Genomic DNA, 26,784 nt, shown 5'->3' with positions numbered 1-26,784 from the left:
TCGTGGCGGCCTTGCCTGCCAAAAAAAGAAATCGGCGAGGCCTGTGACCCCGCCGGCTTGATGATCTGTCTCTGGCGCTCAGGTGTTGCTGGCGGTTCCGGCTGTCGGAAACTGCTTGGCGAATTCCTTCTCGTCGCCGGCGGCGAGCAGCCTGGCTTGGTCGATCCAGCGTTCGCGGGCGATGCGGCCGTCGAAATTCATCACGTCCTCGATCCGCTTGATGTCGGCTGCGGTCCAGGCGGCGATCTGGGCGAAGGTGGTGACGCCCTGCGCCTTGAGCAGCTTCTCGTTGACCGGGCCGATACCGATCAGCCGGCGCAGATTGTCTGATTTGCCAGCCGCAGGCTTGGCTGCCGCCGGTGCGGCCTTCTTGGCGGCTGCCGGCTTGGGCGCGGCCGAACTCTTTGCCGAGGAAGCGGCGGAGGCCGCGGGTTTGGCGGCCGCGGGCTTCGGTGCAGCCGACTTGGTGGCGGTGGCTTTCGCCGGTGCAGCCTTGGCTGCTGGTTTGGCAGGCGCGGCCTTGGCCGCTGTCGGAGCGGATTTGGCGGCCGCCGGCGTTGACATCAGGGCGGCCGGCGGCTGACTGGCGGCCTTTGCTCCACCCGTCTGCGCGTCGCGCAACTGGCGCTCGAGGTCGGCGCGGGTCTTGCCGCATGCATTGAGTTCGCCGGTCAGGCGGTCGCTGTCGGCACGCAGCTTGTCGCGCTCGCCGCGGGTGCGGTCGAGGTCGCCGCGCAAACCGTCGAGCTCACCACGCAGGCGACCCCAGATGAACCAGCCAACCAAAACGCCTACAAGGAACGCCAGGACCACGTAGAAAAAAGTGCCCATTGTCTCTCTCCAGTCAGATCCGTCTGCCGTGGGTCATGACCTTCGGCGATGGACTACTCGGTGAAGGTTCCGCGGGTTCGCAGAACAGCCGGCTTCGGTTCGAGCTGTCGGCGATCGGCTTCTCAAGCCCATGGCCAACGGCCGTTGTCGCGTTCGCCTGAGCGTCACGGCCGGCTGAGATCTCCCCTCGCCGATCCGCGTAGGCTCCGGCTGAGCTTGCGGCGAAGGCTATCATAGAGCTTGTGGAAAGCTATGGGAAAAACTTCCGCCTAGAGTTCTTCAAGAACAAATATTTAGCGAAAGAACAGTGCCGTCCCAACATGCATTCCGGCTAAACTGTTCTTTGCAAGCGAGAGGCGTCTCAGCCGTCGAGCGTTTCCAGTTCATCGATCAGGCCGCTGATGACACCGAGCCCGATCTGCCAGAAGGCGGGGTCGGTGGCGTCGAGGCCGAAGGGCGCCAGAAGCTGCGAATGATGCTTGGTGCCGCCGGCGCGCAGCATCTCGAAATACTTGTCCTGAAAACCGCGCTCGGCATTCTGGTAGACGGCGTAGAGCGAGTTCACCAGGCAGTCGCCGAAGGCATAGGCATAGACGTAGAACGGCGAATGGATGAAGTGCGGGATGTAGGTCCAGAATACCTCGTAACCCTCGCGCAGCTTGATCGCCGGGCCGAGGCTTTCGGCCTGCACTTCCAGCCAGAACTGGCCGAGCCTGTCGGATGTCAGTTCGCCGTTGCGACGCTCGGCATGCACCTTGCGCTCGAATTCGTAGAAGGCGATCTGGCGCACCACCGTGTTGATCATGTCCTCGACCTTCTGGGCGAGCATGGCCTTTCGCTCGCGCCGGTCGGTGGTCTGCTCGAGCAGCGAGCGGAAGGTCAGCATCTCGCCGAAGACCGACGCCGTCTCGGCCAGCGTCAGCGGCGTCGAGGCCATCAGCGCGCCCTGGCCGGCGGCCAGCACCTGGTGCACGCCGTGGCCGAGTTCATGCGCCAGCGTCATCACGTCGCGCGGCTTGCCCATGTAGTTGAGCAGCACATAGGGGTGGGCCGACGGCACGGTCGGATGGGCAAAGGCGCCTGGCGACTTGCCCGGGCGCACCGGCGCGTCGATCCAGTTGCGGTCGAAGAAGGTGCGCGCGATCTCGGCCATCTCGGGCGAGAAGCGCTGATAGGCGGACAGCACGGTGTTGCGCGCTTCGTCCCATCCGATCACCGATTGCGGGGTCTCCGGCAGCGGCGCGTTGCGGTCCCAATGGTTCATCACGTCCGTGCCGAGCCAGCGCGCCTTCATCGCGTAGTAGCGATGCGACAGGCGCGGATAGGCCTCGCGCACCGCGGTGGCGAGCGCGTCGACCACGCCGCGCTCGACGCGGTTGGCGAGATGGCGGGAATCGGCAATGTCCTCGAAGCCGCGCCAGCGGTCGGAAATTTCCTTGTCCTTGGCCAGCGTGTTGGTGATCAGGGTGAAGGTGCGCAAATTCTTGCGGAAAGTCGCAGCCAGCGCCTCGGAGGCCCGGCGGCGCACTTCGCCATCGGCATCCTGCAGGCGGTTGAGGGCCGGCTCCAGCGTCAGTTCCTCGCCGTCGACGTCGAAGCGAAGGTCGGTCATCGTCTCGTCGAACAGCCGGTTCCAGGCGCCGCGCCCGGTGATCGACTTCTCGTGGAAAAGCTGTTCGACGCGGTCCTCGAGCTGGTAGGGCTTGTCCATTCTGAGGTCGAGCACCCAAGGCCGGTAGTGGCCGAAAGCGGGATCGCTGGTGAGGGCGCTTTCGATCGCGTCGTCGTCGATCAGGTTCAGTTCTAGCGCGAAGAACAGGAGATGCGCGCTGGCGTCCGTCATCTTCTCCTGGATGTCGCCATAGAGCTTTGCACGCTGCGGATCGGCGGTGTTGCCGGCATAGACCAGGCCGGCATAGGAGACGATGCGGCCGATCAGCTCCTCCAGCGCCTCGTAGGCGACCAGCGCCTCGCCCAGCTTGCCGGCGCCGCCGCGCCCGGCCTCGGCGGCGAGCGTGCCCTTCCAGCGGGTCTCGAAAGCGATTGCGTCGGCGGCGGCTTTTACGATGTCACGCTTCAGTTCCGGGGCTTCCATGCCGGCATAGAGGTCGGCAAGGTTCCATTCCGGCAGATCGCCAAGCTCGGCCGCACCCTGACCGGACGCCGGTGCCGCAAGCCGCCGACCAAACATCATGCGCATCGACAATACCTTCTGTGAATTATGAGGTCAGAATCAAGGGGATCAGGCAAGCCGGTCAAATCGTAAGGAATTCGTTCACCGGGTTTTTTGAAACCTTATTTAGAACCCTGTGCCAAGATGATCCATGGGGATTTCGGGCGCGGGCAGTTCAAGACAGTCATGACAGGTTCCATACTCATAGTCGATGACGATCCCGTGCAGCGCCGGCTGCTCGAGGCGGCGGTGACGCGGTTCGGCCACACGGCAATCGTCGTCGACGGCGGCGAAGCCGGCCTCGCCGTGCTCGACGGGCCTGGCGACCGCGACATCGTGGTGGTGATCCTGGACCTGGTCATGCCCGGTCTCGACGGCATTGGCGTGCTGAAAGCCATGCGCGAACGCGACATCTCCGTCCCGGTCATCGTGCAGACCGCCCAGGGCGGCATCGAAACCGTGGTGTCGGCGATGCGCCACGGCGCCTTCGATTTCGTCGTCAAGCCGGCGTCGCCCGACAGGCTTCAGGCCTCGATCGCCAATGCGCTCAAGGTCGAGGCGGTCGAGGGCGAGGTCAAGCGCACGTCGCGCAAGCGCGGCGGATTGCTGACGTTCAGGGACATGATCACCCACAGCCCGGCCATGGACAGGGTGATACGCCTCGGACAGAAAGCGGCCGGATCCAACATCCCGATCCTGATCGAAGGCGAATCCGGCGTCGGCAAGGAACTGGTGGCGCGCGCCATTCAGGGCAGCGGCGACCGCCGCTCGAAACCCTTCGTCACCGTCAATTGCGGCGCCATTCCCGACAATCTGGTTGAATCGATCCTGTTTGGCCACGAGAAGGGCTCCTTCACCGGCGCCACCGACAAGCACACCGGCAAGTTCGTCGAAGCGCATTCGGGCACGCTGTTCCTCGACGAGATTGGCGACCTGCCGCTCGATGTGCAGGTCAAGCTGTTGCGCGCCGTGCAGGAGGGCGAGGTCGATCCGGTCGGCGGGCGTTCGACCGTCAAGGTCGACATCAGGCTGATCTCGGCGACGCATCGCAACCTCCTGCAGCAGGTCAAGGACGGCAAGTTCCGCGAGGACCTGTTCTACCGGCTCAACGTCTACCCGATCTTCGTGCCGCCGCTGCGCGACCGCCGAGACGACATTCCGCATCTGGTCGCGCATTTCATGGAGAAGGTGGCGCCCGCCGACCCGCGCCATCGCCTGCAAGGCATTTCGCCGGCAGCGCTTGCCGTGCTGGAGGCCTATGACTGGCCCGGCAACATAAGGCAGCTCGAAAACGCCGTGTTCCGCGCCTCGGTGCTGTGTGAAGGCGACGTGCTCGATGTCGATGATTTTCCGCAGATCCGCGCGCAGGTGGAAGGCACCGTCAATCTCGAAACGGACGACGTGGCACCTCGCCTGCCATCGCCTCCGGAGCTCCGCGATGAGGGGGGCCTGGTCGGCGATGCTGCTCCAGCCGACCAGCCGGATCGGCCGGCCCTGCTTCAGCCCAGATTCGGCACGCTGCGGGCGCTCGACGAACGCGGCAATGTGCGCGCGCTGGCCGATGTCGAACTGGAGATGATCAAGCTCGCCATCGACCATTACAACGGCCAGATGAGCGAAGTCGCGCGCCGCCTCGGCATCGGACGCTCGACGCTCTACCGCAAGCTCAAGGAATATGGCATCGACCCGGAGACGGGCCGTGTCGACCGCCTCGCTTCCTAAGGTGCGTTGATATTCAGGTGAGGCCGGCCTGACCTGAATCTCTCCACGCCTTGGGCGCGCCGGATCCCTTCCAAAACCAGGATCACGTTCCCGACGCAAGGCCGGGACCAGCTTGCAATGGCAGGATTGCGCCTCTATCGGGGTTTCGGCTGGAATATGGCATGCCTGTGGACAGCTCTGTTCACGCATTAACGCTAACGGTAACAGATCGTGTTCGGCCAAAGCCGGATTCCTGATCTAAACCAGCGGTTTACCAAGAAACCTTGTGAACGATTTTTGACGGGATATCGCCATGGTGTTACCGCATTTCGGCTTCAATAAGCGATGATTAACCATTAGGATCGATATTCGGATGTGAAAACGACACATCCGTTTGGGCAAATCCGGGGACAAACGGCAGCCTGCAAGGCCTTTTGATTTGAACAGAATCGAACGACTCACAAACGGGCGTCATAATCATTTGAGCGTCTGGCCGAGATGGCTGACAGCGGTGATTGTCGCTTTTGGTTTTGTTGCCGCGGCGGCCACCGGCGCCAGCGCCGAAACACGTTCGCTGAAGCTCTATCACCTGCACACGCACGAAAAGGCCGAGATCGTCTACAAGCGCAACGGCCGCTACGTTCCCGAGGGCCTGCGCAAGATCAACATCATCCTGCGCGACTGGCGCCGCAATGAGCCGACCAAGATGGATCCGCGCTTGCTGGACCTGGTCTGGGAGGCCTATCGCGAAAGCGGCGCCACCGACTATATCCAGGTCGTGTGCGGCTACCGTTCGCCGGCGACCAACTCGATGCTGCGCAGCCGCAGCCGCGGTGTCGCCGAGAAGAGCCAGCATATGCTCGGCAAGGCGATGGATTTCTACATTCCCGGCGTGCCGCTGAAGAAGCTGCGCAACATAGGCCTGAAGATGCAGGGCGGTGGCGTCGGCTTCTATCCGACCTCCGGTTCGCCGTTCGTTCATATGGATGTCGGCAATGTGCGCCACTGGCCCGGCATCAGCCGCCAGGAACTGGTCAGCCTGTTCCCCAACGGCAAGACGCTGCATGTGCCGAGCGACGGCCGGCCGCTGCCTGGCTATGAGCAGGCGATGGCCGCCTACAAGGCACGCAAGGGTGCTGGTACGCCCAATGTCGAGCTTGCGAGCGCAGGCGGCAGCGGCAAGAAATCCGGCGGCTTCCTTTCCGCTTTCTTCGGCGGTGGCGGCGACGACGAAGCCGACGACAGCGCGGATGTCGAGACCGCTTCGGCCGCTCCCGCGCCCAAGCCCAGAAGCCTGAAGCCGGCGGCGACCGCCAAGAGCGGCAACCTGCCGGGCATCGCCATCGTGGCGCCCGAGAATGCGCAGCGCGCCAACGTTCCGCAGATTGCCGACGAACAGGCACCGGCACCGGACCCGGAAAAGGATACGCCGGAGACGATCATCGCCGCCTTGCCGGCCAAGGAGATTCCGCTGCCCGATTTCGCGCCGAGGCCAAAGGCCGATGTCGGGGCGCAGCCCGAGAACGTTCCGTTCGCCATGGCGGACGCGACGACGACCACCGAACAGGCCGTGGCGACCGCGCAGGCGCCGGCGAACATGCCGTTCGGCAAGGCTGACCCCGCGGCGCTCGCTGCGGCTGCCGCCGCCGATCCGGCGCAGGTTGCCGTCAACAACATCCCCGTGCCGACATGGCGGCCCGAACGCACGCTGCCGGCGGATCTCGCGCCGCCGCCCAGCAAGGATGTGCTGATGGCGCTGGCGGATACGGCCGAACAGGAGAAGACCGCGACTGATGCGTTCTCGGTGCTGCCCTCGGCACGGCCCGAGCCGGCCAAGCCGGACGCCGTCAAGGCCGTGCTCGACGAGGCCAACGCCCAGGTCGGCAATGCCGACCAATATCAGGTTGCGTCGCTCTCCGAAGAGCCGCGCTCGGCCTTCAACGATCCGTCTTACGTCGATGTCGCATCGCCGCGCCAGGCCGTTGCCGCCCGTCCGGCCGGTTCCGATCCGGCCGCAGCGATCGGCGCCGGCGTGAAGACAACCCGCAAAGAAGCCAGGGCCACCGCCCGCGACCAGAAGCCGGGCCCCAGGGCCATGGTGGTCGCCGCGGCGCCCCAGGCCGCCCGCTGGGCGCTGACCAGCGGCGACAACGTCGCCACCGTTTCGAGCGCGACGACGGCGCCGGGCTACGCCTACAATATCGTGCATACGCCGCCGAGCGAGGTCTATACGGCCGGCTTCCAGACCGACGCCCAGGCGCCGGACCCAAGCCGCTTCACCGGCAATGCCGTCAAGTTCCTGTCGGTCGCTCGCTTCCAGACGAAGTAGCGGCTGGCCAGATACAGCAAAAGCCGCGCTGGGCAATCAGCGCGGCTTTTTGCTTTCAGGATACGGCGGATGCGATGTCGCGATGCCGGGGATCACACATCGCTGAACTTCTCGTGAAGCCGGAAATGCACCCTCATTTCCGGGTTGGCGTGGGTGCGTTCCAACCTGCGGATATTCATGAAGAAGGTTCTACTGGCGTCAGTTCTGGCATTGGTTGCAGCATCTGCCGCGATCGCTCCATCGCAAGCCGAAACCGTGATCATCAAGAATGGCAAGCATCACTGCAGGACCAGGCTGGTCACGCATTGGGTGCACCATCACAGGGTGACCGAGAAGGTCAGGGTCTGCCACTGATCCGGAACCGATAGGATCCGGGAGAATTGGCCCGGCCGGCGGGAGTCGGCCGGGCCTTTTTCGTGCCAGCTGATGCAGCGCTTACGTCCTTGTTCCGACCTCTAGTCGATCTCCAGCGTGGCTGCCTCGCCCCTGGCCAGAAGCCGTGCGGCGTCACGCGCCGGCGGCAATCCGAAATGGCGCGCATATTCCCGGCTGAACTGGGATGTGCTTTCATAGCCGACGGCAAAGGCGACACGCGCGGCGCTGCCCGGTTCTGCTATCAGCAGATGACGCGCCTCCAGCAGCCGGACCTGCTTCTGGTACTGGATCGGGCTCATGGCGGTTGCCGCCTTGAAGTGGCGGTGAAACGAAGCGTTGCTCATATGTGCGAGCGCCGCCAGCTCCGTCACATCGATAGGCTCGTTGTAGTGCGATCGTATCCAGGCGGTGGCGCGGCGGATCTGCGACAGGCGGCCGTCAGCGCGCGCGAGCTGGCGCAGCTTCGCGCCTTGCCGGCCCTGCAGCAAGCGGAACGCGATCTCGCGTTCGAGCATGGGCGCGAGCACCGGAATTTCGGCCGGACGGTCGAGCAGCCGCAGCATGCGGCGCCAGGCATCGAGCAGTTCGTCATCCACCCGGTTGGTCACGAAGTTGTCGCCGTCGACCGCCGGCTTGTGGTCGATAAGCAGGCTGGCGATCAATCCGACATCGAGGGCGAAGGCGATGGCCATGTAAGGAAAGGCGCTGCTCGCCTCGATCAGCTGGCTGGTGGCGGGAGTCTCCACCGCATAGACGAAATAGCTGCCGGCGCCGTAGCGAAGCGTGCGATCGCCGATCAGCACTGTCTTGGCACCCTGCAGCACGAACAGCGCCGTCGGCTGGCAAAGCTCGGGCAGCGGCGCGGTTGGAACCTCGCTGCGACCGATCGTGATCCGCGGGATGGCCGTCCTTGTGCGCCGCCCATGCGCATGGCGGCCGGCGATCGCGATCAGTTCCTGCAAGGCGTCTTTCATGTCGTCAGCATTGCCGATCCATGCAGGCCGCGCAACCAGTTGAGAGGATTAGGCAAGAGGACGCGAGTATCCGGTGCGCCAAATCGCCCGACGCACGTCATGTCTAGGGTTCAAAGAAGGAGATGTGGACATGACGACGAAAACGAATGCGCTGATCACCGGGGCCAACAAGGGCATCGGCCTCGAAACCGCTCGTCGGCTGGCAGCCATGGGGTGCAAGGTCTGGCTCGGCGCCCGCGATGCCGAGCGCGGGGAGGCCGCGGCAAGGGCGTTGCGCAATGAAGGGCTCGACGTCGAATGGCTCGCTCTCGACGTCGCCAGCGACGACAGCGTGGCGGCGGCGGCCAGAACGTTGACGGCGCGGGTCTCCAGCCTCGACGTGCTGGTCAACAATGCCGGCATTGCCCCAGGTTATGTTGACGCGCTCGGACCTGACGGCCGCTACGAACGGCCGCCAAGCCGAGAGAACGTTGAGGATATGAAGGCCGCCTTTGACGTCAACGTCTTCGGACCGGTTCGCGTCACCCAGACCTTGCTGCCGCTGCTCCTGGCAGCGCCCGCTGCCCGTATCGTCATGGTCAGCAGCTATCTCGGCTCGATCGCGCGCGCCGCCGGCAACAGCCAGTCGCCCAATGTCATGGGCTATGGCAGCTCGAAGACAGCGCTCAATGCCGTCACCGTGGCCTTCGCCCGGGAGCTGTCGGCGCGCGGCATCATGGTCAACGCCGCCGCTCCCGGCTACACCGCGACGGACCTCAATGCGCACAGAGGCGGCCGTACGGTGCAGCAGGCCGCCGGGGTCATCGTGCAGCTGGCGACGCAGGAGGCTGGCGGCCCCACCGGCGGCTATTTCGACGAGAACGGTCCCTTGCCCTGGTGAGCCGGGACCGACTATTTCCTGAGCTGGCTGGCAGCGCGTGCGAGCGCTTCGATCTCGTCCCACTTGCCGGCCTTGACCGTGTCGTCGGGCGCAACCCAGGAGCCGCCGACACAGATGACGTTGGGCAGGCTGAGGTAGTCGGCGGCGTTCTTGCCGGTGATGCCGCCGGTCGGGCAGAATTTGACATCGGCCAGAGGCGAGGCGAAAGCCTTCAGCGAGGCGATGCCGCCGGACTGTTCGGCTGGGAAGAATTTCAGGAAGCGCAGGCCCGCCTCGCGCGCGGCCATGATCTCGCCGGGCGTGATGGCACCGGGCAGCAGCGGAACCTCGCTGTCGGCGGCGGCTGCCAGAAGCTCGCGCGTGATGCCGGGGCTGACGATGAAGCGGGAGCCGGCGCTGGCGGCCTCGTCGAACTGCCTGCTGTCCAGAATGGTGCCGGCGCCGACAATGGCTTCCTCGACCTCCGCCGCCACCCGCCGGATCGCTTCCAGCGCGTCGGCGGTCCGCAGCGTGATCTCGATCGCCGGCAGGCCGCCGCGTGCCAGGGCACGGGCCAACGGCACGGCGTTGGCGACATCATCGATCTTCAGCACCGGGATGACCGGCTGGCCGTTGAGGAGCGACAGGAGTTTTTCGGTCTTGCTGGGCATCTGCCTCTCCATTGCCAAGGGGTGATTTCAACCGATTAGCAGACGGGTGTTTGCCTGTCCACGAAAGCGGTCGCGTCGCGATGTCACGCGCCACCGGACAGCTTACCGGCTCTTTCCCGACAGGGCCATGACAGGCGCCGAAGCCGGTTTCGCCTTGAATCGGCTTTTACGAGCGTCTAGTTGCTCTGGCAATGACACTGTCCGCTCCATCCCAGCCCGTTCGCGTCGCCGCGCTCTACCGGTTTGCCCGGCTCGACGCCTTCGAGAGGCTGCGCGCGCCGCTCGCGGCCTTCTGCTGCGGACGCGGCATCAAGGGCACGCTGCTTCTGGCGCATGAGGGCATCAACGGCACCGTCGCCGGCAGCGAAGCAGCGATCGCCGAGCTCATCGACCATATCGAGGCCATCGACGGGCTGGCAGGGCTCGAGATCAAATACAGCGCAGCCACGGACATGCCTTTCCATCGCATGAAGGTGCGGCTGAAGCGCGAGATCGTCACCATGGGCGTCGAGGACATCGACCCGGCGACAAGCGCCGGAACCTATGTCGCGCCCGCCGACTGGAACGCGCTGATTTCCGAGCCCGACACGATCGTGATCGACACGCGCAATGCCTACGAGGTTTCTATCGGCACCTTCCAGGGCGCGGTCGATCCGGCCACCGCGAGCTTTCGCGAATTCCCGGCCTGGGTGGAAGCGCACCGGGCGGAACTCGAGGGCCGCAAGGTGGCGATGTTCTGCACCGGCGGCATTCGCTGCGAAAAAGCGACCGCCTACGTGAAATCGCTCGGCTTCGAGGATGTGTTCCATCTCAAGGGCGGCATCCTCAAATACCTCGAGGAGGTTCCGGCCGAGCAGAGCCTGTGGCAAGGCGAGTGCTTCGTCTTCGACGAGCGGGTTTCGGTGTCGCACGGTCTCGCCGAGGGTGACGCAGAACTCTGCCGTGCCTGCCGCCATCCGCTGACGGCAAGTGAGTTGGCATCGCCCAGATATGCCGCAGGTATCTCCTGCCCGCATTGCTTCGACGCTCGTACCGACGAGGACCGTCAGCGCTACGCCGAGCGCCAGCGGCAGGTGGAGCTTGCGCAGGCGCGGGGCAAGGGGCCGCATATCGGGTCCTGATCCGGGAGAGCGAGCCCGGCAAGCGGCGGCCTGTCATTGCAATGTCAGGTTTCGGGACCTACGTCTTCGGCGTTCGAAACCTGCCCGTTCGGCCGGGCACATGCTGGAGGCACTGAATGTTCGATCCCAAGAAGCTTCTCGACGATCTGCTCGGTTCGCAAATTCCCGGCACCAGCGGCACCGTCCGCGACAAGGCGGGCCAGGCTGTGCAGATGGCCAAGGACAACCCGCTGGCAGCGGGTGCGCTGGCCGCCGTGCTGCTTGGAACAGGGGCCGGCCGCGAGGTGACAGGTGCGGCGGTGAAGCTCGGCGGCCTGGCCGCGATCGGCGGCCTCGCCTACAAGGCCTACCAGAACTACAAGGCCGGCAACGCGCCGGAGCAGGCGCCCGCCGCCGGCGAACCGGAATTGCTGCCGCCACCCAAGGACACCGCCTTCCATCCGTCACAGGCGCCGCAGGGCGAGGATGAATTCACGCTGACCCTGGTGCGGGCGATGATCTCGGCGGCCAAGGCCGACGGTCATGTCGACGACGAGGAGCGCAAGAAGATCGCCGGCAAGCTCAGTCTTTCGGGGATCGGCTCCGATGCCGAGAAATTCCTGATGGCGGAGCTGGAAAGCCCGCTCGACCTCGACGCGCTGGTGGCGCAGGCCAAGACTGACGCGCAGAAGCTCGAACTCTACACGGCATCGCGTCTCACCATCGATCCCGACACGCGCGCCGAGCGCGGCTATCTCGACCTGCTCGCCGGTCGGCTCGGCCTGCCGGACGCGCTGGTCGACCATGTCGAGGCGACGGTTTCGGCAGTCAAGGTTCCCGCAACAACGGCCGGGACTTCGCCCAATCCACGCTGGTAGGGTCAGATCGGGACAGGCCGTCTTTCCGGCGTTAACCTTTCGTTAACTCAGGAAGCGCATGATTCTACACAGTCGGATCGGCTTTTCCTCCTCCCAAGCCCGGTTCAGATCAGGGCGGTCGCCAATGACCGCCCTTTTTGTCGGCCCACGCCGGGGCCTGCTCCGCAAAACGAGCGGCATTTTTCAAGGCATGTTCGTGCGGTCCGCTTGCCATCGCTGCCGTCATTTGCGATGCCTTCTGCTGAGCCAAATCCTGAAAATCAGTCGGGCACGCTCGGCGCTGCCGGAGGACATCAGCCATGACCGAAGAAAGAACCGCCATCGTTACCGGCGCCGGCACGGGCATCGGCAAGAGCGTCGCCACGGCGCTGCTCAAGGCCGGCTGGAACACGGTGTTCTGTGGCCGCCGCAAGGCGGTGCTGGATGCCGCGATCGTCGAGGCCGGCCGGACCGAGGCCAAGGCACTGGCGGTCGCCTGCGACATCAGCAAGGCCGGCGAGGTCGACGATCTGTTCGAGACGGTGGCGGAAGCCTTTGGCCGCGTCGACCTGCTCTTCAACAATGCCGGCATGGGTTACAAGTCGACGCCGATCGACGAGATCCCGGTCGAAGTGTGGAACGATATTGTCGGCGTCAATCTCACCGGTTCGTTCCTGTGCGCCCGCGCCGCCTTCGGTGCTATGCGCAAGCAGCGGCCGATGGGCGGGCGCATCATCAACAATGGTTCGGTGTCGGCCTATGCGCCGCGCCCGGGCTCGGTGCCCTATACGGCGACCAAGCATGCCATCACCGGGCTGACCAAGACGCTGGCGCTCGACGGCCGTCCCTACGACATCGCCTGCGGCCAGATCGACATCGGCAATGCGCTGACCGACATGGCGCAGCCGATGACCGTCGGCGTGCCGCAGGCCAATGGCTCGATCGCCGCTGAAGCGGTGATGGATGTCCAGCACGTCGCCGATGCCGTCGTCCACATGGCCAGCCTGCCGCTCGAGGCGAACGTGCTGTTCATGACCGTGATGGCAACCAAGATGCCGTTCGTCGGGCGTGGGTGAGCAGCGGACGCTGGCAGGGCCTCCGCCGCCGACTCATTTGCCCGCCAGCGGTGCGCCGGGCTTGAAAAGCAGAATGGGCCTGATCTCGTAAACGGCGGTCGGATTGACACGGCGAAGGTCGCGGGCGATCGCGATGGCCTCGTCCCGCGTGGCGCAGTCGACGACATAGAGGCCAAGCAATTGTTCCTTGGTCTCGGCGAAAGGGCCGTCGATGACCACGCCGTCGCCTTGGCCGCGCAGGGTGAAGGCATCCTGCGTCGCCCCCAGACGCGCCGACGGTCCAAGTGTGCCTTCCTCACGAAGCCTTGCGTTGATCTTCAGCAGCTCGGCCATCAGTGCCGCATCTTCCTGCGGCGTCAGCGCCTTGATCGCATCTTCCACGTGATAGGCAAGGATTGCATAGAACATCCGAGGAACCTCACTCCGATCCTGATCGTTGGACGGTAACCGTTCCCGACATGCACGCACAGTCTTGGCCGCGAGTCTGCCGACGGATCATGACACCGACATGCCGGCCGACCGCAAACCGCCCGGGAAAGGGCTCCGGCCTTCCTCGAAGCTTACTTGGCCAGGAACGCCCCGATCCTTTCCAGCGCGCGCAAGATGTTTTCCTCGGAGTTGGCGTAGGAGAGCCTGACATAGCCTTCGCCGAGAATGCCGAAATCGGGCCCGCCGATCAGCGCCACGCCGGCGTCGTCGAGCAGCGCGGAGGCGAGCTTCTTTGCCTTCCAGCCGGTCTTCGAGACATTGGGGAAGGCGTAGAACGCGCCCTTTGGCGTGATACAGGAAATGTTGGGCAAGGCGTTCAGCCCCTCGACCACGACCTTCCGGCGGCGGTCGAAGGCGAGCATCATTTTGTCGACGTCATCCTGCGGGCCGTCGATGGCCGCGATGCCGGCGAACTGGCTCGGCGCGTTGACGCAGGACCAGCAATTGACCGCCAGCTTGCGCACCTTGTCGTAGAGATGGGCGCCCTTGTCGCCATTCGGCCAGATCGACCAGCCCATGCGCCAGCCGGTCATTGCCCAGGTCTTGGACCAGCCATTGAGCACGATCAGCCGGTCGCGGATCTCGGGGAAGCCGAGCAGCGAGCAATGCGTCTCGCCGTCATAGGTCATGACGTCGTAGATCTCGTCTGAGAGGATGGCGACATCGGGGTGCTTCTCCAGCCCCTTGACCAGCTTCTCGATCTCGGCGCGCGGCGTGACGCCGCCGGTCGGGTTGGCCGGCGAGTTGAGGATCAAGAGCCTCGTCTTGGAGGTGATCAGTGCCAGCGTTTCCTCGGCCGAAAAGGCAAAGCCGTTTTCCTCGCGCATCGGCACGGGAACGGGTGCGGCACCGGTGAATTCGATCATCGAGCGGTAGATGGGAAAGCCGGGGTCGGGATAGAGGATCTCGACGCCGGGTTCGCCGAACATCAGGATGGCGGCGAACATGGTCGGCTTGCCGCCGGGCAGGATCATCACCGTCTCGGGCGAGACCTCGACGCCGGTGGTGGTCAGCGTGCGCCGCACCACCGCCTCGCGCGTCGCCAGAAGCCCGTTGGCGGGCGTGTAGCCGTGGTGGCCGTCGCGCAGCGCCTTGATCGCGGCCTCGACGATGTGCTGCGGCGTCTTGAAGTCGGGCTGGCCGATGCCGAGATTGACGATGTCGCGGCCCTGTTGGGCCAATGCGGTCGCCCGCGCCAGCACCGCGAAGGCATTTTCCTCGCCGAGACGGTCGAAGGCCGAAATCGTGTGGAGCATTTTTCCCGTCCGTGTGGTTCTTACTGTGGGGTTGCGTTTTTGTGAGCTTCGGCCCGCAAAAGTCAAACGGATTGGAGTCTTCGGTGTCGGAAAATCTCAAAGATTGGCAACCGCGTCCGCGACCCGAGCGCAAGGCGATCGACGGCCGCTATGTCAGGCTCGAACCGCTGAGCGCCGCAAAGCACGGTGACGGGCTCTATGAGGCATCTTCCGTGTCCGATGTCGACGGCCGCTTCGCCTGGCTGCCCGACTATCCGCCGGAAACCCGCCCCGCCTTCCAACCCTGGCTGGACAAGGTCGAGGCGAGCGAAGACCCGCTGTTCTTCGCCGTCATCGACAAGGCCAGCGGCAAGGTCGCGGGCCGCCAGACATTGATGCGCATCGATCCGGCTTACGGCGTCATCGAGATCGGCAACATCTATTGGGGGCCGCTGATCTCGCGCAAGCCGGGCGCGACGGAAGCGCAGTTCCTGTTCATGAAATACATCTTCGACGAACTCGGCTATCGCCGCTACGAATGGAAGTGCAACAACCGCAACGAACCCTCGAAGCGGGCCGCGGAACGGTTCGGCTTCAAGTTCGAAGGCATTTTCCGCCAGCATCTCATCGTCAAGGGTGAAAACCGCGATACTGCATGGTATTCGATTATCGACAAGGAATGGCCGGCCCTGCGCAAAGCCTATGTAGCGTGGCTCGACCCGGCCAATTTCGACGGCGCCGGCCAGCAGAAGCGACGGCTTGAGAATTGTCGCGCGGAATTCGGCGCTTAAGTCCGGCTTGGGGCGCATGACAGGAGCTGCCATTGGCGAATTCCCACGACCATAGCGGCCATGATCGTGGCGCCGCCGTCCATGTGCATGGCACGACCGACAAGAAGCGTGTGCTGATCGCCGCCTGCCTGACGGCGGGCTTCATGGTGGCCGAGGCGCTTGGCGGTCTCTTCACCGGTTCGCTGGCGCTGCTGGCGGATGCCGGCCACATGCTGGCCGACGCCATCGCGCTCGGCCTTGCCTGGTATGCTTTCCATCTTGCCGGGCGGCCGGCGACCGTCCGCCTCACCTATGGCTTCGGCCGGGTCAAGACGCTGGTCGCCTACACCAACGGCATCGCCATCTTCGTCATCGCGCTGTGGATCGTCTACGAGGCCTGGCAGCGCCTGCTCACACCGGCGCCGGTGCTGGGCGGCCCGATGCTGGTGGTGGCGATCCTCGGCCTGCTGGTCAATATCGGCTCCTTCCTGGTGCTGCATGGCGGCGACCACGAAAGTCTCAACATGCGCGGCGCCATCCTGCATGTGCTGGGCGACCTGCTCGGTTCGGCGGCGGCAATCGTGGCGGCGCTGGTTATCCTGGCGACCGGCTGGACGCCGATCGACCCGATCCTGTCCGTGCTGGTCTCGCTGCTGATCCTGTCGACGGCCTGGTCGCTGATGCGCGCCGCCGCCCACGTGCTGCTCGAAGGCGTGCCGCCAACCCTCGACCGCGATCTTATCGCAAGGGACCTGGAAACCACGATCCAGGGCGTGCGCGAAGTGCACCACATGCATGTCTGGTCGATCGATGGATCGAGCAACATGGCGACGCTGCACGCTTGCCTCGATGAGGGCGTCGATGCGCACAAGGCGGTCAGCGCCCTCAAGAAGCGGCTTGCCAGCGAGCACGGCATCAGCCATGCCACCGTGGAACCGGAATTCGGCCAATGCGCCGACGAGGCCGACGACCACGACCACGATCATGAGCATGAGCATGATGCGACCGCGCATCACAGCCACCATCACTAGGTCCGGTCGGAAACCGGCCCTGCCTCAGGAGTTCCACAGCTTTGAAAGCCAGTCCTACGAATGCTTGCTGTCCCGGTGCGGCATGATGGATCGCGACACCAGGAGTGCCGCCATCGCCGCGCTGTGGATCATGCTCCTTTTCGGTATCGCGGCGTTCTACCTGCCGACCGTGATGCTGGCACTGGGCAGCCTTTCGACCGTGCTCGCCGGCATATTCGGCATTGTCTTCGTGCTGGCGTTTTTCCTCGTGTTCTGGCTGCGCGCGCGCAGCCAGCGCAAAAATCAGGGCAAGTAAGGGAATTTTGACATGCGCATTCTGATCACCGGCGCCGCGGGCATGGTCGGCCGCAAACTCATCGCCCGGTTGGCCAAGGAGGGCACGCTGCGAGCCGAGAAGATCACCGCGCTCGATCTGCACGACATCGTGCCGCCGCAGGCCCCGGCCATGGAGGGCGTCAGCATCGGCACCCACACCGGCGACCTCGCGGAGGCGGGCGCCGCCGAAAGCCTGGTCGCGTCGCGCCCCGATGTCGTCTTTCATCTCGCCGGCATCGTGTCGGGCGAGGCGGAAGCGAATTTCGAACTTGGCTACCGCGTCAATCTCGACGGCACGCGGGCGCTGTTCGACGCCATCCGGCTGGCGGGTTTTGCGCCGCGCGTCGTCTTCACCTCGTCGATCGCCGTCTTCGGCGCGCCGTTCCCGGATGTCATTCCCGATGACTTCCATCCGACGCCGCTGACCTCCTACGGCACGCAGAAGCAGATGAGCGAGGCATTGCTCGCCGACTATACCAGGCGCGGCTTCTTCGACGGCATCGGCATCCGCCTGCCCACCATCTGCGTGCGGCCCGGCAAGCCGAACAAGGCGGCCTCCGGTTTCTTCTCCGGCATCATCCGCGAGCCCTTGAGCGGACATGAGGCGATCCTGCCGGTGCCACGCTCGGTCGTGCACACCCATGCCAGCCCGCGCTCGGCGGTGAATTTCCTGATCCATGCAGCCGAGATCGACGGCGCCACTGTGGGGCCGCGCCGCAACCTGACGATGCCGGGCGTCGCCGTCACCGTCGGCGAGCAGATCGAGGCGCTGGAGCGCATCGCCGGGCCGAAGACGGCAGGCCTGATCCGCGAGGTACCCGACGAGACGATCTGGGCGATCGTCAAGGGCTGGCCGACCCGCTTCGAGGCGCGGCGGTCACGGGAACTCGGCTTCAGCGCCGAGAAGAGTTTTGACGAGATCATCCAAGCCCATATCGAGGATGAGTTGGGCGGCAAGATTCCTGGTTAGGAGTTTGCCGGCCCCATCCCATTTCAATGGGATAGGACAGACCTAAACGCTGCCCGTCAGGCTGGCCGACAGCAGCAGCAATCCGAACAGGAACACGAAGGCAGCGCCGCCGATCTCGACGATCGAATGGATGCGGTTGCCCATGCGGCCGTCGCCGGCGAAATACACCGCCCAGTTCTTGGCGGTCACCGCGATCGTCGCCAGTGCCGAGACGGTGATGGCGGTTCCGATCGACATCGCCAGCACCGACAGCAGGCCGCCGAGCCAGAGCCCGTTGAGCAGCGCGAAGCTCAGCACGATCAGCGCGCCGGAGCAGGGGCGGATGCCGACGGCCGCTACCGCCGACCAGGCGGTGCGCCAGTCGAAACGGTCGCCCGAAAGCAGCGCCGGATCGGGCGCATGCGAGTGGCCGCAGGTTTCGCAGACCTCGCCCGCGGCGTGATCGTGATGCGCATGGTCATGATGATGCGCATGGTCGTGCGCGCCATGGTCGTGATGGTGGTCATGCGCGGCGTGGTCGTGATGGTCGTGCGAATGGTCATGGTCGTGGTCGCCTTGCCCATGAAGCGCGTGTGAATGGCCGTGCGCCGAATGGCTGTGCGCGGCATGCGAATGGCCGGCGTGGGAATGACCCGCGTGAGAATGCCCATTGTGCGCATGACCCGCATGCGAATGGCCGGCGTGCGCCGCCGACAGGCTGTAGGCGGGCGCCCTGCCGAACAGGCGCAGGATGGACGGGCCGAGCTTGCGCCACAGCAGCCAGGCGCCGAACAGGGTGACGAAGACAAAGCTCATGATCTCCATGAACCAGGCCGCGTCGGTCATCGAGATCGTGGTGCCGCGCAGGACGAAATAGGCGACCGCCATCACGGCGACCGCCGTCAGGCCCTGGAGCAGCGCCGAGACGAAGGACAACAGGATGCCGCGCCGCAGCGCCACTTCATTGGCCACCATGTAGGACGAGATCACCGCCTTGCCGTGGCCGGGGCCGGCGGCATGGAAAATGCCATAGGCGAAGGACAGGCCGACGAGCAGCCAGAGCTTGCTGTTGTCCTGGCGCATCGCCTTCATGGCCGTTGCCAGCGCGCGGTAGAATTCCTGTTGCCGCAGGTTGATCCACATCAGTATGTGGGCGAACGGACCGGTGGTGGGGGCCATGCCGTCATTGACGCCGATGCCGAGCGAGGACTGGGCATGCGCGGCGTTGGCGAAATGCATCGCGGCAAAGGTGAGGGCCAACAGGCCGAATGCCAAACGCAGGGACGGTTTCGTCACTGGCTTCATCCTTCTGGCTGACAGGTCAGTTCGAGCTTGGTGGCGAAGATCTTACTCATGTCGGTGCCTGTCGGATCGTTGAAGAAGGCATCCGTCAGGGTCTTCTGGTTTTCCTTGATCGCTTCGTCCGGATCCGGCCGCACGACCTTGCTGGTGCAGTTCGGCGGCAGGCCTTCGACCGTGATGTTGGAATCCTCGGTGAAGTCGATCGCCGTGTAGAAGGTCGGGTCGTAGACGCCGATATCGATTTTGCCGGTCAGCTTGATCGGCGCCTTCGGCTCGGACTCGAACAGGATGATCAACTGGTCGTTGTCGAAATTGGCCATCAGATGCGGCGGTGGCGTCATCGCCACGTCCTTGCCGTCCTGCGTGACGAGCTGGAAATAGTTGAACTCGGCGAGCGAGGCATGAACGGTGTCGGCGACCTCCTTCAGCTCCTTGTCGTCAAGCTTCAGGTCGGAATTCTTGTCGAACTCCATCATCACGGTACTCGAAAACAGGTCGTCGAAGCGCCAGAGATGACGCAGCGCTTTCACACTTTGGTGATCCGGGGACAAGATGACGTCCAGGCGTGCCTCGGCGAAGACGTGCGGATGCACGTAAGCCGGCTCCGTCGCGGCAAAGGTCGCCGCCAGGGCCGAACCCAGTATGATTGCGTGCCGTTTGAGCTGCATTCCCGGTCGCGATTCCCTTGGCCTTGGAGAGGAACCGAAAGTTACCAGAAAGGGGGCGAAAGTGGGACCGCCGGTGCGTGTCACCCAAAAGTGCGTGGCGGTTTTGGGATTTATGACACGCACAAACCCAAAGCGTGTCAGCCAAAAGTGCGTGGCGGCTTTGGAACTACGACACGCACGCAACAGAAGCCCTGGACAGGTCAAGCGACCTCACGCGTCTTGAACCACTGCACCAGGAAGTCGACGAAAACACGGACCTTGGCCGGCAGATAGCGGCGGTGCGGGTAGACGGCGAAGATGCCGCCGCCGGACAGGATGCGGTCGTCGAGCACTGTCACCAGCCGGCCGCTGGCAAGATCGGGCCCGGCGATGAAATCCGGCAGGACGCAAAATCCGAGTCCCGACACGGCGGCGGCGCGCGCCGCCATCGGGCTGTTGACCTCGATCGGACCTGACACGGCGACGCTCAGCTGATCGTTGTTGTCGCCCTTGAACGGCCAGTTGTTCAGCCCGCGGCCATTGGTGTCGACGATGCAGGGCATGTGGCCGAGATCCTGCGGCCGCGTCGGCATGCCATGCTTGGCGATCAGTTCGGGAGAAGCGCAGAGTTTTATCGAAAACGGCGCCAGGCGTCTCGCGATAAGCGACGAATTCTCCAGGCGTGAGATGCGCACGGCGAGATCGAAACCTTCCTCGACGAGGTCGACGAAGCGGTCGTCGAGCTGAATGTCGAGCACGATGTCGGGGTGCTGCTTGGCGAAGTCGATCAGCGATTGGCCGATCGGCGCGTCGGCAAAGGTGCGCGGTGCCGACACCTTGATCCTGCCGCGCACGTCGCCGGAAGATTCGCGCACGGCGTCCGCCAGGCTGTCGACCTCGCGCACGATCTCCGAGGCGCGCCGGTAATAGGTATGGCCGGCCTCGGTCATCGAGAACTGGCGCGTCGTGCGGTTCAGCAGCAGCGCGCCGAGTTCGTCTTCCAGCTCGCGCACATATTTCGACAGCAGCGCCTTGGAGCGGCCGATCTTGCGCGCCGCCGCCGAAAAGCCCTCGGCCTCGACGACGTCGATGAAGGCGCGCATGCGGGTCAGTGTGTCCATGGTTCAGGCCTTTTGTGCTGCGTCGAGAAGTTTTCGGCCGAGCCGTATCAGGGCAATGTCGCTGCCGGAAGGGCCAAGCAGCGAAAGGCCGAACGGTGCGCCGGCGACCGAACCGATGGGCAAGGTGATCTGTGGAAAGCCGGAAAGCCCGGCGAGGCACAGAAGATGCAGGGCGCGCTCGCGATAGGCCTGGAACTGCTCCGGCGTCGAGTCGACATAGGGCGCCGGACCCGGCACGGTCGGCAGCACAAGGAAGCCGTCCTTGCCGAGCAGGGCGCTGAGTTCACCGCGGAAGGTCAGCCGGCGCACGTTTTCGGCCTGCGCCGTGCGGTCATCGACGGCGCGGCCGAAGCCGAAACGCTCCTCGACGCCGGGACCAAGGTCGCGTTCGCCGCTGGTGATCCATTCGCCATGCACCCCCCACGCTTCCCTGGCCTGCAGCCGACGAAAGCACCAGTAGAGTTCATCAGGGGAAGAGCTGAAGCGCGTGGTGGAGGTCGCCGGCGTACCGAAAACCGCACCCGCCAGTGCCTTCATCCTGGCATATTCGGCAAGGGCGGGGCCAGCGACCATCTCGTCCAGCCAGGTGAGCGATATCGGGCGGTCCAGCGAATGCTGGTGCGGGTCGCGGCCAAGCAGCAGCTTGCCGACGGTCTCGTAGGTCTCGATGTCGTCGGCGAACCAGCCGAACGTGTCGAAGCTTGGCGCCAGCTTCATGGCGCCATCGAGCGCGATGCGGCCATGCGTGGTGCGCAACCCGATCAGGCCGCAAAAACTCGCCGGCGCGCGGATCGAGCCGCCGGTGTCGGAGCCGGTGGCGATGTCGGCCAGCCCGCCAGCCACAGCCGCTGCCGATCCGGACGACGAGCCGCCGGTGACGCGGTCGGGCGCCGCCGGGTTCACCGGAAAGGGAAAATGCGCGTTCTGGCCGAACAGCGCGAAAGCCAGTTCGTCGGTCTGCGTCTTGCCGACGAAGCGCGCGCCAGCATCCAGAATCATCTGCACGGCCGGCGCCGTGCTCGAGGCGGCATTGCTTTCGGCGAATTTCCTGGAATTGCCGCAGCCGGTACGGTAGCCGGCGACGTCGTAGATGTCCTTGACAGCCAGCCGCAGGCCGGCGAGCGGGCCGAGGTTGGCATGGGCCACCGGTATCTGGCGAAGATCGAGGAAGGCGTTGTAGGGGCCGTGCGTGCCTGTCATCGTTCGATATCCGGATACGGTTGCACCTACATTGTTCGATGCCGGAAATTTTACAACCTGCGATACGATTTTTATTGATTGTGAAATCCTTCGCCCCTATATCGCGCTTGCCCAAAGTCGCACGTGCCTGTGGGTGTCCGCCGATCCTCGAATGGTGAGGGAAATCGGTAAGGTAACTGGAGCCAACCCCTCCAGTCGGTTTAGCGGCCAACCGCCAGACCGAGGACACCTTGAAGCAACGACGGTGCGGGCCTTTCTGGTTCTCTGCCGGTTGTCCAAAGACCGGGGTTACTGAAGAGGCACACCTTCATTGCCTGCAGTGCGGAACGGGGTTCTCCCAATCCAAGCCAAGGCAGACAAAGCGGACCGAAGCCGGGCAAGGCCGAGGTTCATCGCCGCGAGACGGCGTTTCATGGTTCCGGGGTCTCCACCGGCTGGTTCCATGGATTTTCCGTCCCGCCTTTGTCCACCGCGTGTTCGCGAGGCCGACAGCCCGCGTCCGCACCCTTGTGCGCGCCGAAAGGCGTGTTTGGAGAACCCGATGGCTACCCAGCGCATCCTCGATTTCCTCGCCACCCGACGTCCGTCCGGCCCTTGCCTCGTCGTCGACCTCGATGTCGTGCGCGACAATTTCCGCGCCTTCGAGAAGGCGCTGCCCGATTCCAAGATCTACTATGCGGTGAAAGCAAACCCGGCGCCGGAAATCCTGCGCCTCCTTGCTGCGATGGGCTCGTCCTTCGACACCGCTTCCGTTGCCGAAGTCGAGATGGCGATGGACGCGGGTGCGCCCGCGGACCGCATCTCCTTCGGCAACACCATCAAGAAGGAGCGTGACATCGCACGCGCCTACCAGCTCGGCATCCGGCTGTTCGCGGTCGACTGCGTCGAGGAGGTCGAGAAGATCGCCCGCGTCGCTCCCGGCGCGCGCGTGTTTTGCCGCGTGCTGACCGACGGCGAAGGCGCCGAGTGGCCGCTGTCGCGCAAGTTCGGCTGCGTGCCCGCCATGGCCGTCGACGTGCTGCGCCATGCCAAGGCGCTCGGCCTCGACGCCTATGGCGTGTCGTTCCACGTCGGCTCGCAGCAGACCGACCTGACCGCCTGGGACCGTGCGCTGGCCGACGCCAAGAAGGTGTTCGCGACGCTGGCCGAGGAAGGCATCGTCTTGAAGATGGTCAACATGGGCGGCGGTTTCCCGACGCGCTATTTGCGTGACGTGCCGGCGGCCCAGGCCTATGGCCAGGCGATCTTCTCGGCGCTGCGCAAGCATTTCGGCAATGCCATTCCCGAAACCATCATCGAGCCGGGCCGTGGCATGGTCGGCAATGCCGGCGTCATCAAGTCGGAAGTCGTGCTGATCTCGAAGAAGGCCGACAATGACAATGTGCGCTGGGTGTTCCTCGACATCGGCAAGTTCGGCGGTCTGGCCGAGACCATGGACGAGGCGATCCGCTATCCCCTCGTCACCCGCCATGACGGCTCGGAGACCGCGCCTTGCGTGCTCGCCGGCCCGACCTGCGATTCGGCCGACGTGATGTACGAGAAGACGCCGTACCCACTGCCCCTGTCGCTGACGATCGGCGACGAGGTGCTGATCGAAGGCACCGGTGCCTACACGACCACCTACTCGGCGGTCGCCTTCAACGGCTTCGAGCCTCTCCGATCCTACGTGATCTGACGGTTCTTTATTTGGCGCATTTTCGGACGGCGAACCGGATACCACTTCGCCTGAAAATGCGCGAGAGCCGATCAGATCATCCCAGGTGGGCGCTTGCCGCCCGCCCGGGCTCGCTTGTGGAACAGATCTCCGCTTGCCAGGGATTGCGGAAATGGAAATGTCAGTTGAAATCGTAGCTCATGCGCCGGCCTTCTCCATGGTCGCCGAAACCGTCGCCGACGTAGCGGCACGCGAAGCCTTGCTCGATCGTGCCATGGGGCCGATGCGGCGGAAAAAATCGTCGGAGAAGCTGCGGCGTGGCCGCCGGCCCTCGGAAGGCCTGGCTTTCGTCGCGCGCGACGCGTCGGGCGGCGTCGCCGGCACTGTGCGGCTGTGGGATGTCAGGTTGGGCGAGGGCGGCCCGCCGGCATTGCTGCTTGGCCCGCTCGCCGTCGATCCGTCACTCAAGAATGCCGGCATCGGCTCGGCGCTGATGCGCCACGCCGTGGCCGAGGCGGCGCGTCTCGGTCACGCGGCGATCCTGCTGGTCGGCGATGCGCCCTATTACGGACGCTTCGGTTTCTCGGCCGACAAGACGGGCCGGCTGGCGATGCCAGGCCCCTATGAGCGGCATCGCCTGCTGGCGCTGGAACTGGTGGACGGTGCGCTCGACGGCGTGCACGGCACGCTGAAGGCCTGCGGCCGCAAGTTGAAGGCCCAGGCGCCGACACTGGCCGCCTGAGGAATCGACCACGCTATTCCTCAAACAAAACGCCGCCTGAAGCGGCGGCGTTTTACGATCCATTGACGATCGGGTAATCGTGTGTGTTCAGCCAATCAACTGGCTGAGCGCCATGGCCACCGTCATATCGCCTTCGACTTTGATCTTGCCGGTCATGAACGCCATGGTCGGGTTCAGGTCGCCGGCGATCAGTGAATCGAGATCGTCGAGCGAGAGCTTGATGGTGCAGTCGGTGGGGGCATCGGTGTTCGAGACGGTTGCGCCGTCGATGACGATGACGCCGTCGCCGCCGGTGTCGAACTTCACGGAACGATCAAACCCGCTGCTGGCCACGCGCGACTTGATCTTCTCGGCAATCTCCTGAACGCTCACGCTGTTCTCCCTGTCTGGTTGCACCTGTCGCGCAGGGCATTTCGGTCTGGCCGAAGTCCATGCGGCATCTCTGGCGATCACGGTCGCTGCCGCATATAGCTTCTGGTTGACGTTTACGTCAACGCAAATCCTGGAGGCTGGTTCCTATCGCTGCACCAGGTAGCCTGTCGGGGCACCGGTGGTCAGTGGGCTGGCGGCGCGTCCGCTTCGGCCGGCTTGACGGTCCCGGCAGCCGCGGTGTCGGAATCCTGCCGACGGCGTAGCCAGTTGTCGCGGATCTCGTCCTTGCTCAGGAAATTGACCTGATCGATCAGAACCTCATGCACCAGGTTCGCGCCGACGCGGGCATTGACGGTGTCGCGAATGGCGGCGCGAAAGGCATCGAGGTCGATCGTCGCCTTCTTGGTGAAGTCGATCTGGGGATTGGCGTAGAGGTAGCTGTAGACCTGGTCGGTAATGAGCGCTTCGGCCGGAATCGACAGTTTCTTTATCTGCTCCGGTTCGACGGTATAGACGAGCTTGGCCAGGAAATAGCCGCCGATCTTGGAATCGCGGATCAGCGGCACCGAAATGACGTCGGTCTTGACGTAGTCCAGCCCGCCCAGCATCGGCTTGGGTTTCTCGCCGACACCGCGTTCACCGGCTGCCTGGAACGAATAGAAGACGGCGCCGAGCGTGGCGGCGCAGACCCAGACCGCGATGGCGATGATCTTGATCATTCAGAGCCCGAGCCCGAGATCATCGCGCTAACCTTTCATCCGGCCGAACTCGCCGGCGGAGTAGGTGCCGTCGGTTTCGGCGCGCTGGATGGCGCTGCGCAGCAGGCCGGCGACCTCATTGACGGCGCTCAGATGCGCCAGGATCGCCGCCTCGTTCTTCGCCAGTTTCTGGCGCAGCCGGGTCAGGCCCTCGCGGTGCTGTTCGAGGAACTCAGCTTCGCTGCCGCCCTTCATGGCGCGGGTCAGCTCGTAGAGATAGCGGCTCTTGCGGGCGTTCGACGCCTTGAGATCATAGCCGGTATCGCTGCGGATGCCGGCGGTCTCTTCCTCGACCACCTCCTCGATGCGGCCAATGATGGCGGCAAGGTTTCCGGGCCGCGCGAACGGGATCGGAGCCTCCGACGCGGTCGTGCGCGCCGGCAGGTTGGCAGTGAATTCGGAAGAATCGGCCATGGTGTTTCCCAGTCTAGATCTTGATGTCTGTTTTTATGGTTGTCTCGTCGCCGGTCATCGACCTGGCGGCCTTGCGCTGCAATTCCTGGACGAGCGAGCTGGACAGACGGGTCTGCTGATCGATCTCGGTCTTTTCCGGTCCGTTTGAAACCGGGCCGATCGGCACCTTGCGCTTGCCGTCCATATAGTGGTCGGCAAGCAGCGACTTGGCGATGCCGATGCCGCCGCGCTCGGCCATCACGTCGGCAACGCGCTCGGCGAGCTGCGACTTCCACATGTCGCCGGCCAGACCCGTGCCATAGACGCCCTCCGTGTCCTTGGGCAGCATGTTCTGAATGAAGGTCTGCAAGACCATCGCCTCGAACTTCTTGAATTTCTTGGCCGGATCGGCTGTCGCCGCCGCCTTGTCAGCCGTGGCGCGCGACAGAATCGAGCCGGCGTCGACCGACGCCGCGGTATCCAGCGAACCGGAGGTGTCGACCGAAAAGGCACCGGCCGCGCCACCCGCGCGCCTGGTCAGCGCGGCACGGGCAGCCTCGATATCCATCGGATCGGCAGCTCGGGCGACATCCATAACGATGTCGCTGGGTGGAGAAATCGCCAAGAAAGTCCGCCTTTTACCGGTTTTCCTTGGCCAGACCATGCCTCAACAAGCTTGTGGCAGGCTTGCGCGAGGGGAGGGGGCGGAATGTGGGGTGGAGACGAGGTGTCGGCTTCGGGCCGGGAGAGGGCATCCGCCGCCGTTCTCGAATGACCGCGGCAGCCCGCAAGCTGACGACAGCCAGGGGGACACGGCACGCCGTAGGCGAATGGCCGCATCGCCAATCCTGCCAACGTCG

27 protein-coding genes are annotated in these 26,784 nt (G+C 64.6%); 13 read left to right on the top strand and 14 right to left on the bottom strand.

Features of this window, described 5'->3' with window-relative positions; all coding sequences use genetic code 11:
• Positions 1-78: 78 nt before the first annotated feature.
• Both CK228_RS04010 and CK228_RS04005 read right to left on the bottom strand, forming a co-directional pair.
• On the bottom strand, positions 79-831 hold the full coding sequence (locus CK228_RS04010; RefSeq protein WP_095772615.1) for a proton-conducting membrane transporter: 753 nt from the start codon (positions 829-831) through the stop codon (positions 79-81).
• Positions 832-1,192: 361 nt separating this feature from the next.
• On the bottom strand, positions 1,193-3,031 hold the full coding sequence (locus CK228_RS04005; protein WP_179295804.1) for a M3 family oligoendopeptidase: 1,839 nt from the start codon (positions 3,029-3,031) through the stop codon (positions 1,193-1,195).
• 159 nt (positions 3,032-3,190) lie between these two features.
• Between CK228_RS04005 and CK228_RS04000 the strand changes: the two genes are divergently transcribed.
• From CK228_RS04000 to CK228_RS35170, 3 genes are all read left to right on the top strand, one after another.
• A complete protein-coding gene (locus CK228_RS04000; RefSeq protein WP_095787131.1) occupies positions 3,191-4,726 on the top strand; it encodes a sigma-54 dependent transcriptional regulator in 1,536 nt (511 codons plus the stop codon).
• Between the two features lie 490 nt (positions 4,727-5,216).
• Positions 5,217-7,034, top strand: a complete 1,818-nt coding sequence (locus CK228_RS03995; protein WP_245318107.1) for a DUF882 domain-containing protein — start codon at positions 5,217-5,219, stop codon at positions 7,032-7,034.
• Between the two features lie 177 nt (positions 7,035-7,211).
• Positions 7,212-7,388, top strand: a complete 177-nt coding sequence (locus tag CK228_RS35170; RefSeq protein ID WP_095772735.1) for a hypothetical protein — start codon at positions 7,212-7,214, stop codon at positions 7,386-7,388.
• 101 nt (positions 7,389-7,489) lie between these two features.
• On the opposite strand, the gene CK228_RS03985 is transcribed toward CK228_RS35170, so the two are convergent.
• A complete protein-coding gene (locus CK228_RS03985) occupies positions 7,490-8,383 on the bottom strand; it encodes an AraC family transcriptional regulator (RefSeq protein WP_095786981.1) in 894 nt (297 codons plus the stop codon).
• Positions 8,384-8,513: 130 nt separating this feature from the next.
• On the opposite strand from CK228_RS03985, the gene CK228_RS03980 reads away from it, so the two are divergent.
• Positions 8,514-9,263, top strand: coding sequence for an SDR family NAD(P)-dependent oxidoreductase (locus tag CK228_RS03980; protein ID WP_095786980.1), 750 nt, complete (start codon positions 8,514-8,516; stop codon positions 9,261-9,263).
• A gap of 11 nt (positions 9,264-9,274) precedes the next feature.
• Here CK228_RS03980 and CK228_RS03975 read toward each other — a convergent pair whose 3' ends face one another.
• Complete coding sequence (locus CK228_RS03975) at positions 9,275-9,913, bottom strand: 2-dehydro-3-deoxy-phosphogluconate aldolase (protein ID WP_095787130.1); 639 nt, start codon at positions 9,911-9,913, stop codon at positions 9,275-9,277.
• Positions 9,914-10,104: 191 nt separating this feature from the next.
• Between CK228_RS03975 and CK228_RS03970 the strand changes: the two genes are divergently transcribed.
• From CK228_RS03970 to CK228_RS03960, 3 genes are all read left to right on the top strand, one after another.
• Positions 10,105-11,034, top strand: coding sequence for a rhodanese-related sulfurtransferase (locus CK228_RS03970; RefSeq protein ID WP_095786979.1), 930 nt, complete (start codon positions 10,105-10,107; stop codon positions 11,032-11,034).
• A gap of 116 nt (positions 11,035-11,150) precedes the next feature.
• Positions 11,151-11,891 carry a tellurite resistance TerB family protein gene (locus CK228_RS03965; protein ID WP_095786978.1) on the top strand — a complete coding sequence of 247 codons (741 nt, stop codon included), beginning with the start codon at positions 11,151-11,153 and terminating at the stop codon, positions 11,889-11,891.
• 299 nt (positions 11,892-12,190) lie between these two features.
• Complete coding sequence (locus tag CK228_RS03960) at positions 12,191-12,946, top strand: SDR family oxidoreductase (RefSeq protein ID WP_010911332.1); 756 nt, start codon at positions 12,191-12,193, stop codon at positions 12,944-12,946.
• Between the two features lie 33 nt (positions 12,947-12,979).
• Here the strand turns inward: CK228_RS03960 and CK228_RS03955 are convergent, their stop codons facing one another.
• Complete coding sequence (locus CK228_RS03955) at positions 12,980-13,354, bottom strand: YciI family protein (protein WP_095786977.1); 375 nt, start codon at positions 13,352-13,354, stop codon at positions 12,980-12,982.
• A 152-nt stretch (positions 13,355-13,506) separates the two neighbouring features.
• Entirely contained in the window at positions 13,507-14,691 is a 1,185-nt protein-coding gene (locus tag CK228_RS03950; RefSeq protein ID WP_095786976.1) for a pyridoxal phosphate-dependent aminotransferase, read from the bottom strand.
• Positions 14,692-14,774: 83 nt separating this feature from the next.
• Here CK228_RS03950 and CK228_RS03945 point away from each other — a divergent pair, with 83 nt between their 5' ends.
• The 4 genes from CK228_RS03945 to denD all read left to right on the top strand — a co-directional run bounded on the left by CK228_RS03945 (position 14,775) and on the right by denD (position 17,756).
• A complete protein-coding gene (locus CK228_RS03945; protein ID WP_095786975.1) occupies positions 14,775-15,461 on the top strand; it encodes a GNAT family protein in 687 nt (228 codons plus the stop codon).
• Between the two features lie 32 nt (positions 15,462-15,493).
• Positions 15,494-16,471 (top strand): cation diffusion facilitator family transporter, encoded by a 978-nt coding sequence (locus tag CK228_RS03940; RefSeq protein WP_095786974.1) that lies wholly within the window; start codon positions 15,494-15,496, stop codon positions 16,469-16,471.
• Positions 16,472-16,553: 82 nt separating this feature from the next.
• Complete coding sequence (locus tag CK228_RS03935) at positions 16,554-16,766, top strand: hypothetical protein (protein WP_095786973.1); 213 nt, start codon at positions 16,554-16,556, stop codon at positions 16,764-16,766.
• Positions 16,767-16,778: 12 nt separating this feature from the next.
• On the top strand, positions 16,779-17,756 hold the full coding sequence (gene denD, locus CK228_RS03930) for a D-erythronate dehydrogenase (protein ID WP_095786972.1): 978 nt from the start codon (positions 16,779-16,781) through the stop codon (positions 17,754-17,756).
• Between the two features lie 42 nt (positions 17,757-17,798).
• Here denD and CK228_RS03925 read toward each other — a convergent pair whose 3' ends face one another.
• From CK228_RS03925 to CK228_RS03910, 4 genes are all read right to left on the bottom strand, one after another.
• Positions 17,799-19,040, bottom strand: coding sequence for a nickel/cobalt transporter (locus tag CK228_RS03925; protein WP_095786971.1), 1,242 nt, complete (start codon positions 19,038-19,040; stop codon positions 17,799-17,801).
• Positions 19,037-19,705 carry a DUF1007 family protein gene (locus CK228_RS03920; protein WP_095772625.1) on the bottom strand — a complete coding sequence of 223 codons (669 nt, stop codon included), beginning with the start codon at positions 19,703-19,705 and terminating at the stop codon, positions 19,037-19,039. Before CK228_RS03920 ends, CK228_RS03925 begins: the two co-directional genes overlap by 4 nt.
• Before the next feature lie 200 nt (positions 19,706-19,905).
• Entirely contained in the window at positions 19,906-20,805 is a 900-nt protein-coding gene (locus tag CK228_RS03915; RefSeq protein ID WP_095772626.1) for a LysR family transcriptional regulator, read from the bottom strand.
• Between the two features lie 3 nt (positions 20,806-20,808).
• Positions 20,809-22,005, bottom strand: coding sequence for an amidase (locus CK228_RS03910; protein ID WP_095786970.1), 1,197 nt, complete (start codon positions 22,003-22,005; stop codon positions 20,809-20,811).
• 541 nt (positions 22,006-22,546) lie between these two features.
• Between CK228_RS03910 and odc2 the strand changes: the two genes are divergently transcribed.
• Together odc2 and CK228_RS03900 are read left to right on the top strand one after the other, a co-directional pair.
• Complete coding sequence (gene odc2, locus CK228_RS03905; RefSeq protein ID WP_095786969.1) at positions 22,547-23,680, top strand: ornithine/lysine decarboxylase; 1,134 nt, start codon at positions 22,547-22,549, stop codon at positions 23,678-23,680.
• Positions 23,681-23,831: 151 nt separating this feature from the next.
• Positions 23,832-24,401 carry an N-acetyltransferase gene (locus tag CK228_RS03900; protein ID WP_095786968.1) on the top strand — a complete coding sequence of 190 codons (570 nt, stop codon included), beginning with the start codon at positions 23,832-23,834 and terminating at the stop codon, positions 24,399-24,401.
• Between the two features lie 87 nt (positions 24,402-24,488).
• Here the strand turns inward: CK228_RS03900 and CK228_RS03895 are convergent, their stop codons facing one another.
• The 4 genes from CK228_RS03895 to CK228_RS03880 all read right to left on the bottom strand — a co-directional run bounded on the left by CK228_RS03895 (position 24,489) and on the right by CK228_RS03880 (position 26,588).
• Entirely contained in the window at positions 24,489-24,773 is a 285-nt protein-coding gene (locus CK228_RS03895; protein WP_019861010.1) for an SCP2 sterol-binding domain-containing protein, read from the bottom strand.
• A gap of 182 nt (positions 24,774-24,955) precedes the next feature.
• Positions 24,956-25,492, bottom strand: a complete 537-nt coding sequence (locus CK228_RS03890; RefSeq protein WP_095772630.1) for a hypothetical protein — start codon at positions 25,490-25,492, stop codon at positions 24,956-24,958.
• A 27-nt stretch (positions 25,493-25,519) separates the two neighbouring features.
• The gene (locus CK228_RS03885; protein ID WP_095786967.1) at positions 25,520-25,945 is read right to left on the bottom strand and encodes a hypothetical protein; all 426 of its coding nucleotides are present in this window, start codon (positions 25,943-25,945) and stop codon (positions 25,520-25,522) included.
• 13 nt (positions 25,946-25,958) lie between these two features.
• Positions 25,959-26,588, bottom strand: a complete 630-nt coding sequence (locus CK228_RS03880) for a rod-binding protein (RefSeq protein WP_179295803.1) — start codon at positions 26,586-26,588, stop codon at positions 25,959-25,961.
• Between the last annotated feature and the right edge of the window lie 196 nt (positions 26,589-26,784).

The organism is Mesorhizobium sp. WSM4312 (assembly GCF_002294875.1).
Classification (GTDB): domain Bacteria; phylum Pseudomonadota; class Alphaproteobacteria; order Rhizobiales; family Rhizobiaceae; genus Mesorhizobium.
The sequence above is the reverse complement of the archived record's forward strand: the minus strand, read 5'-3'. Positions and strand labels throughout refer to the sequence as shown.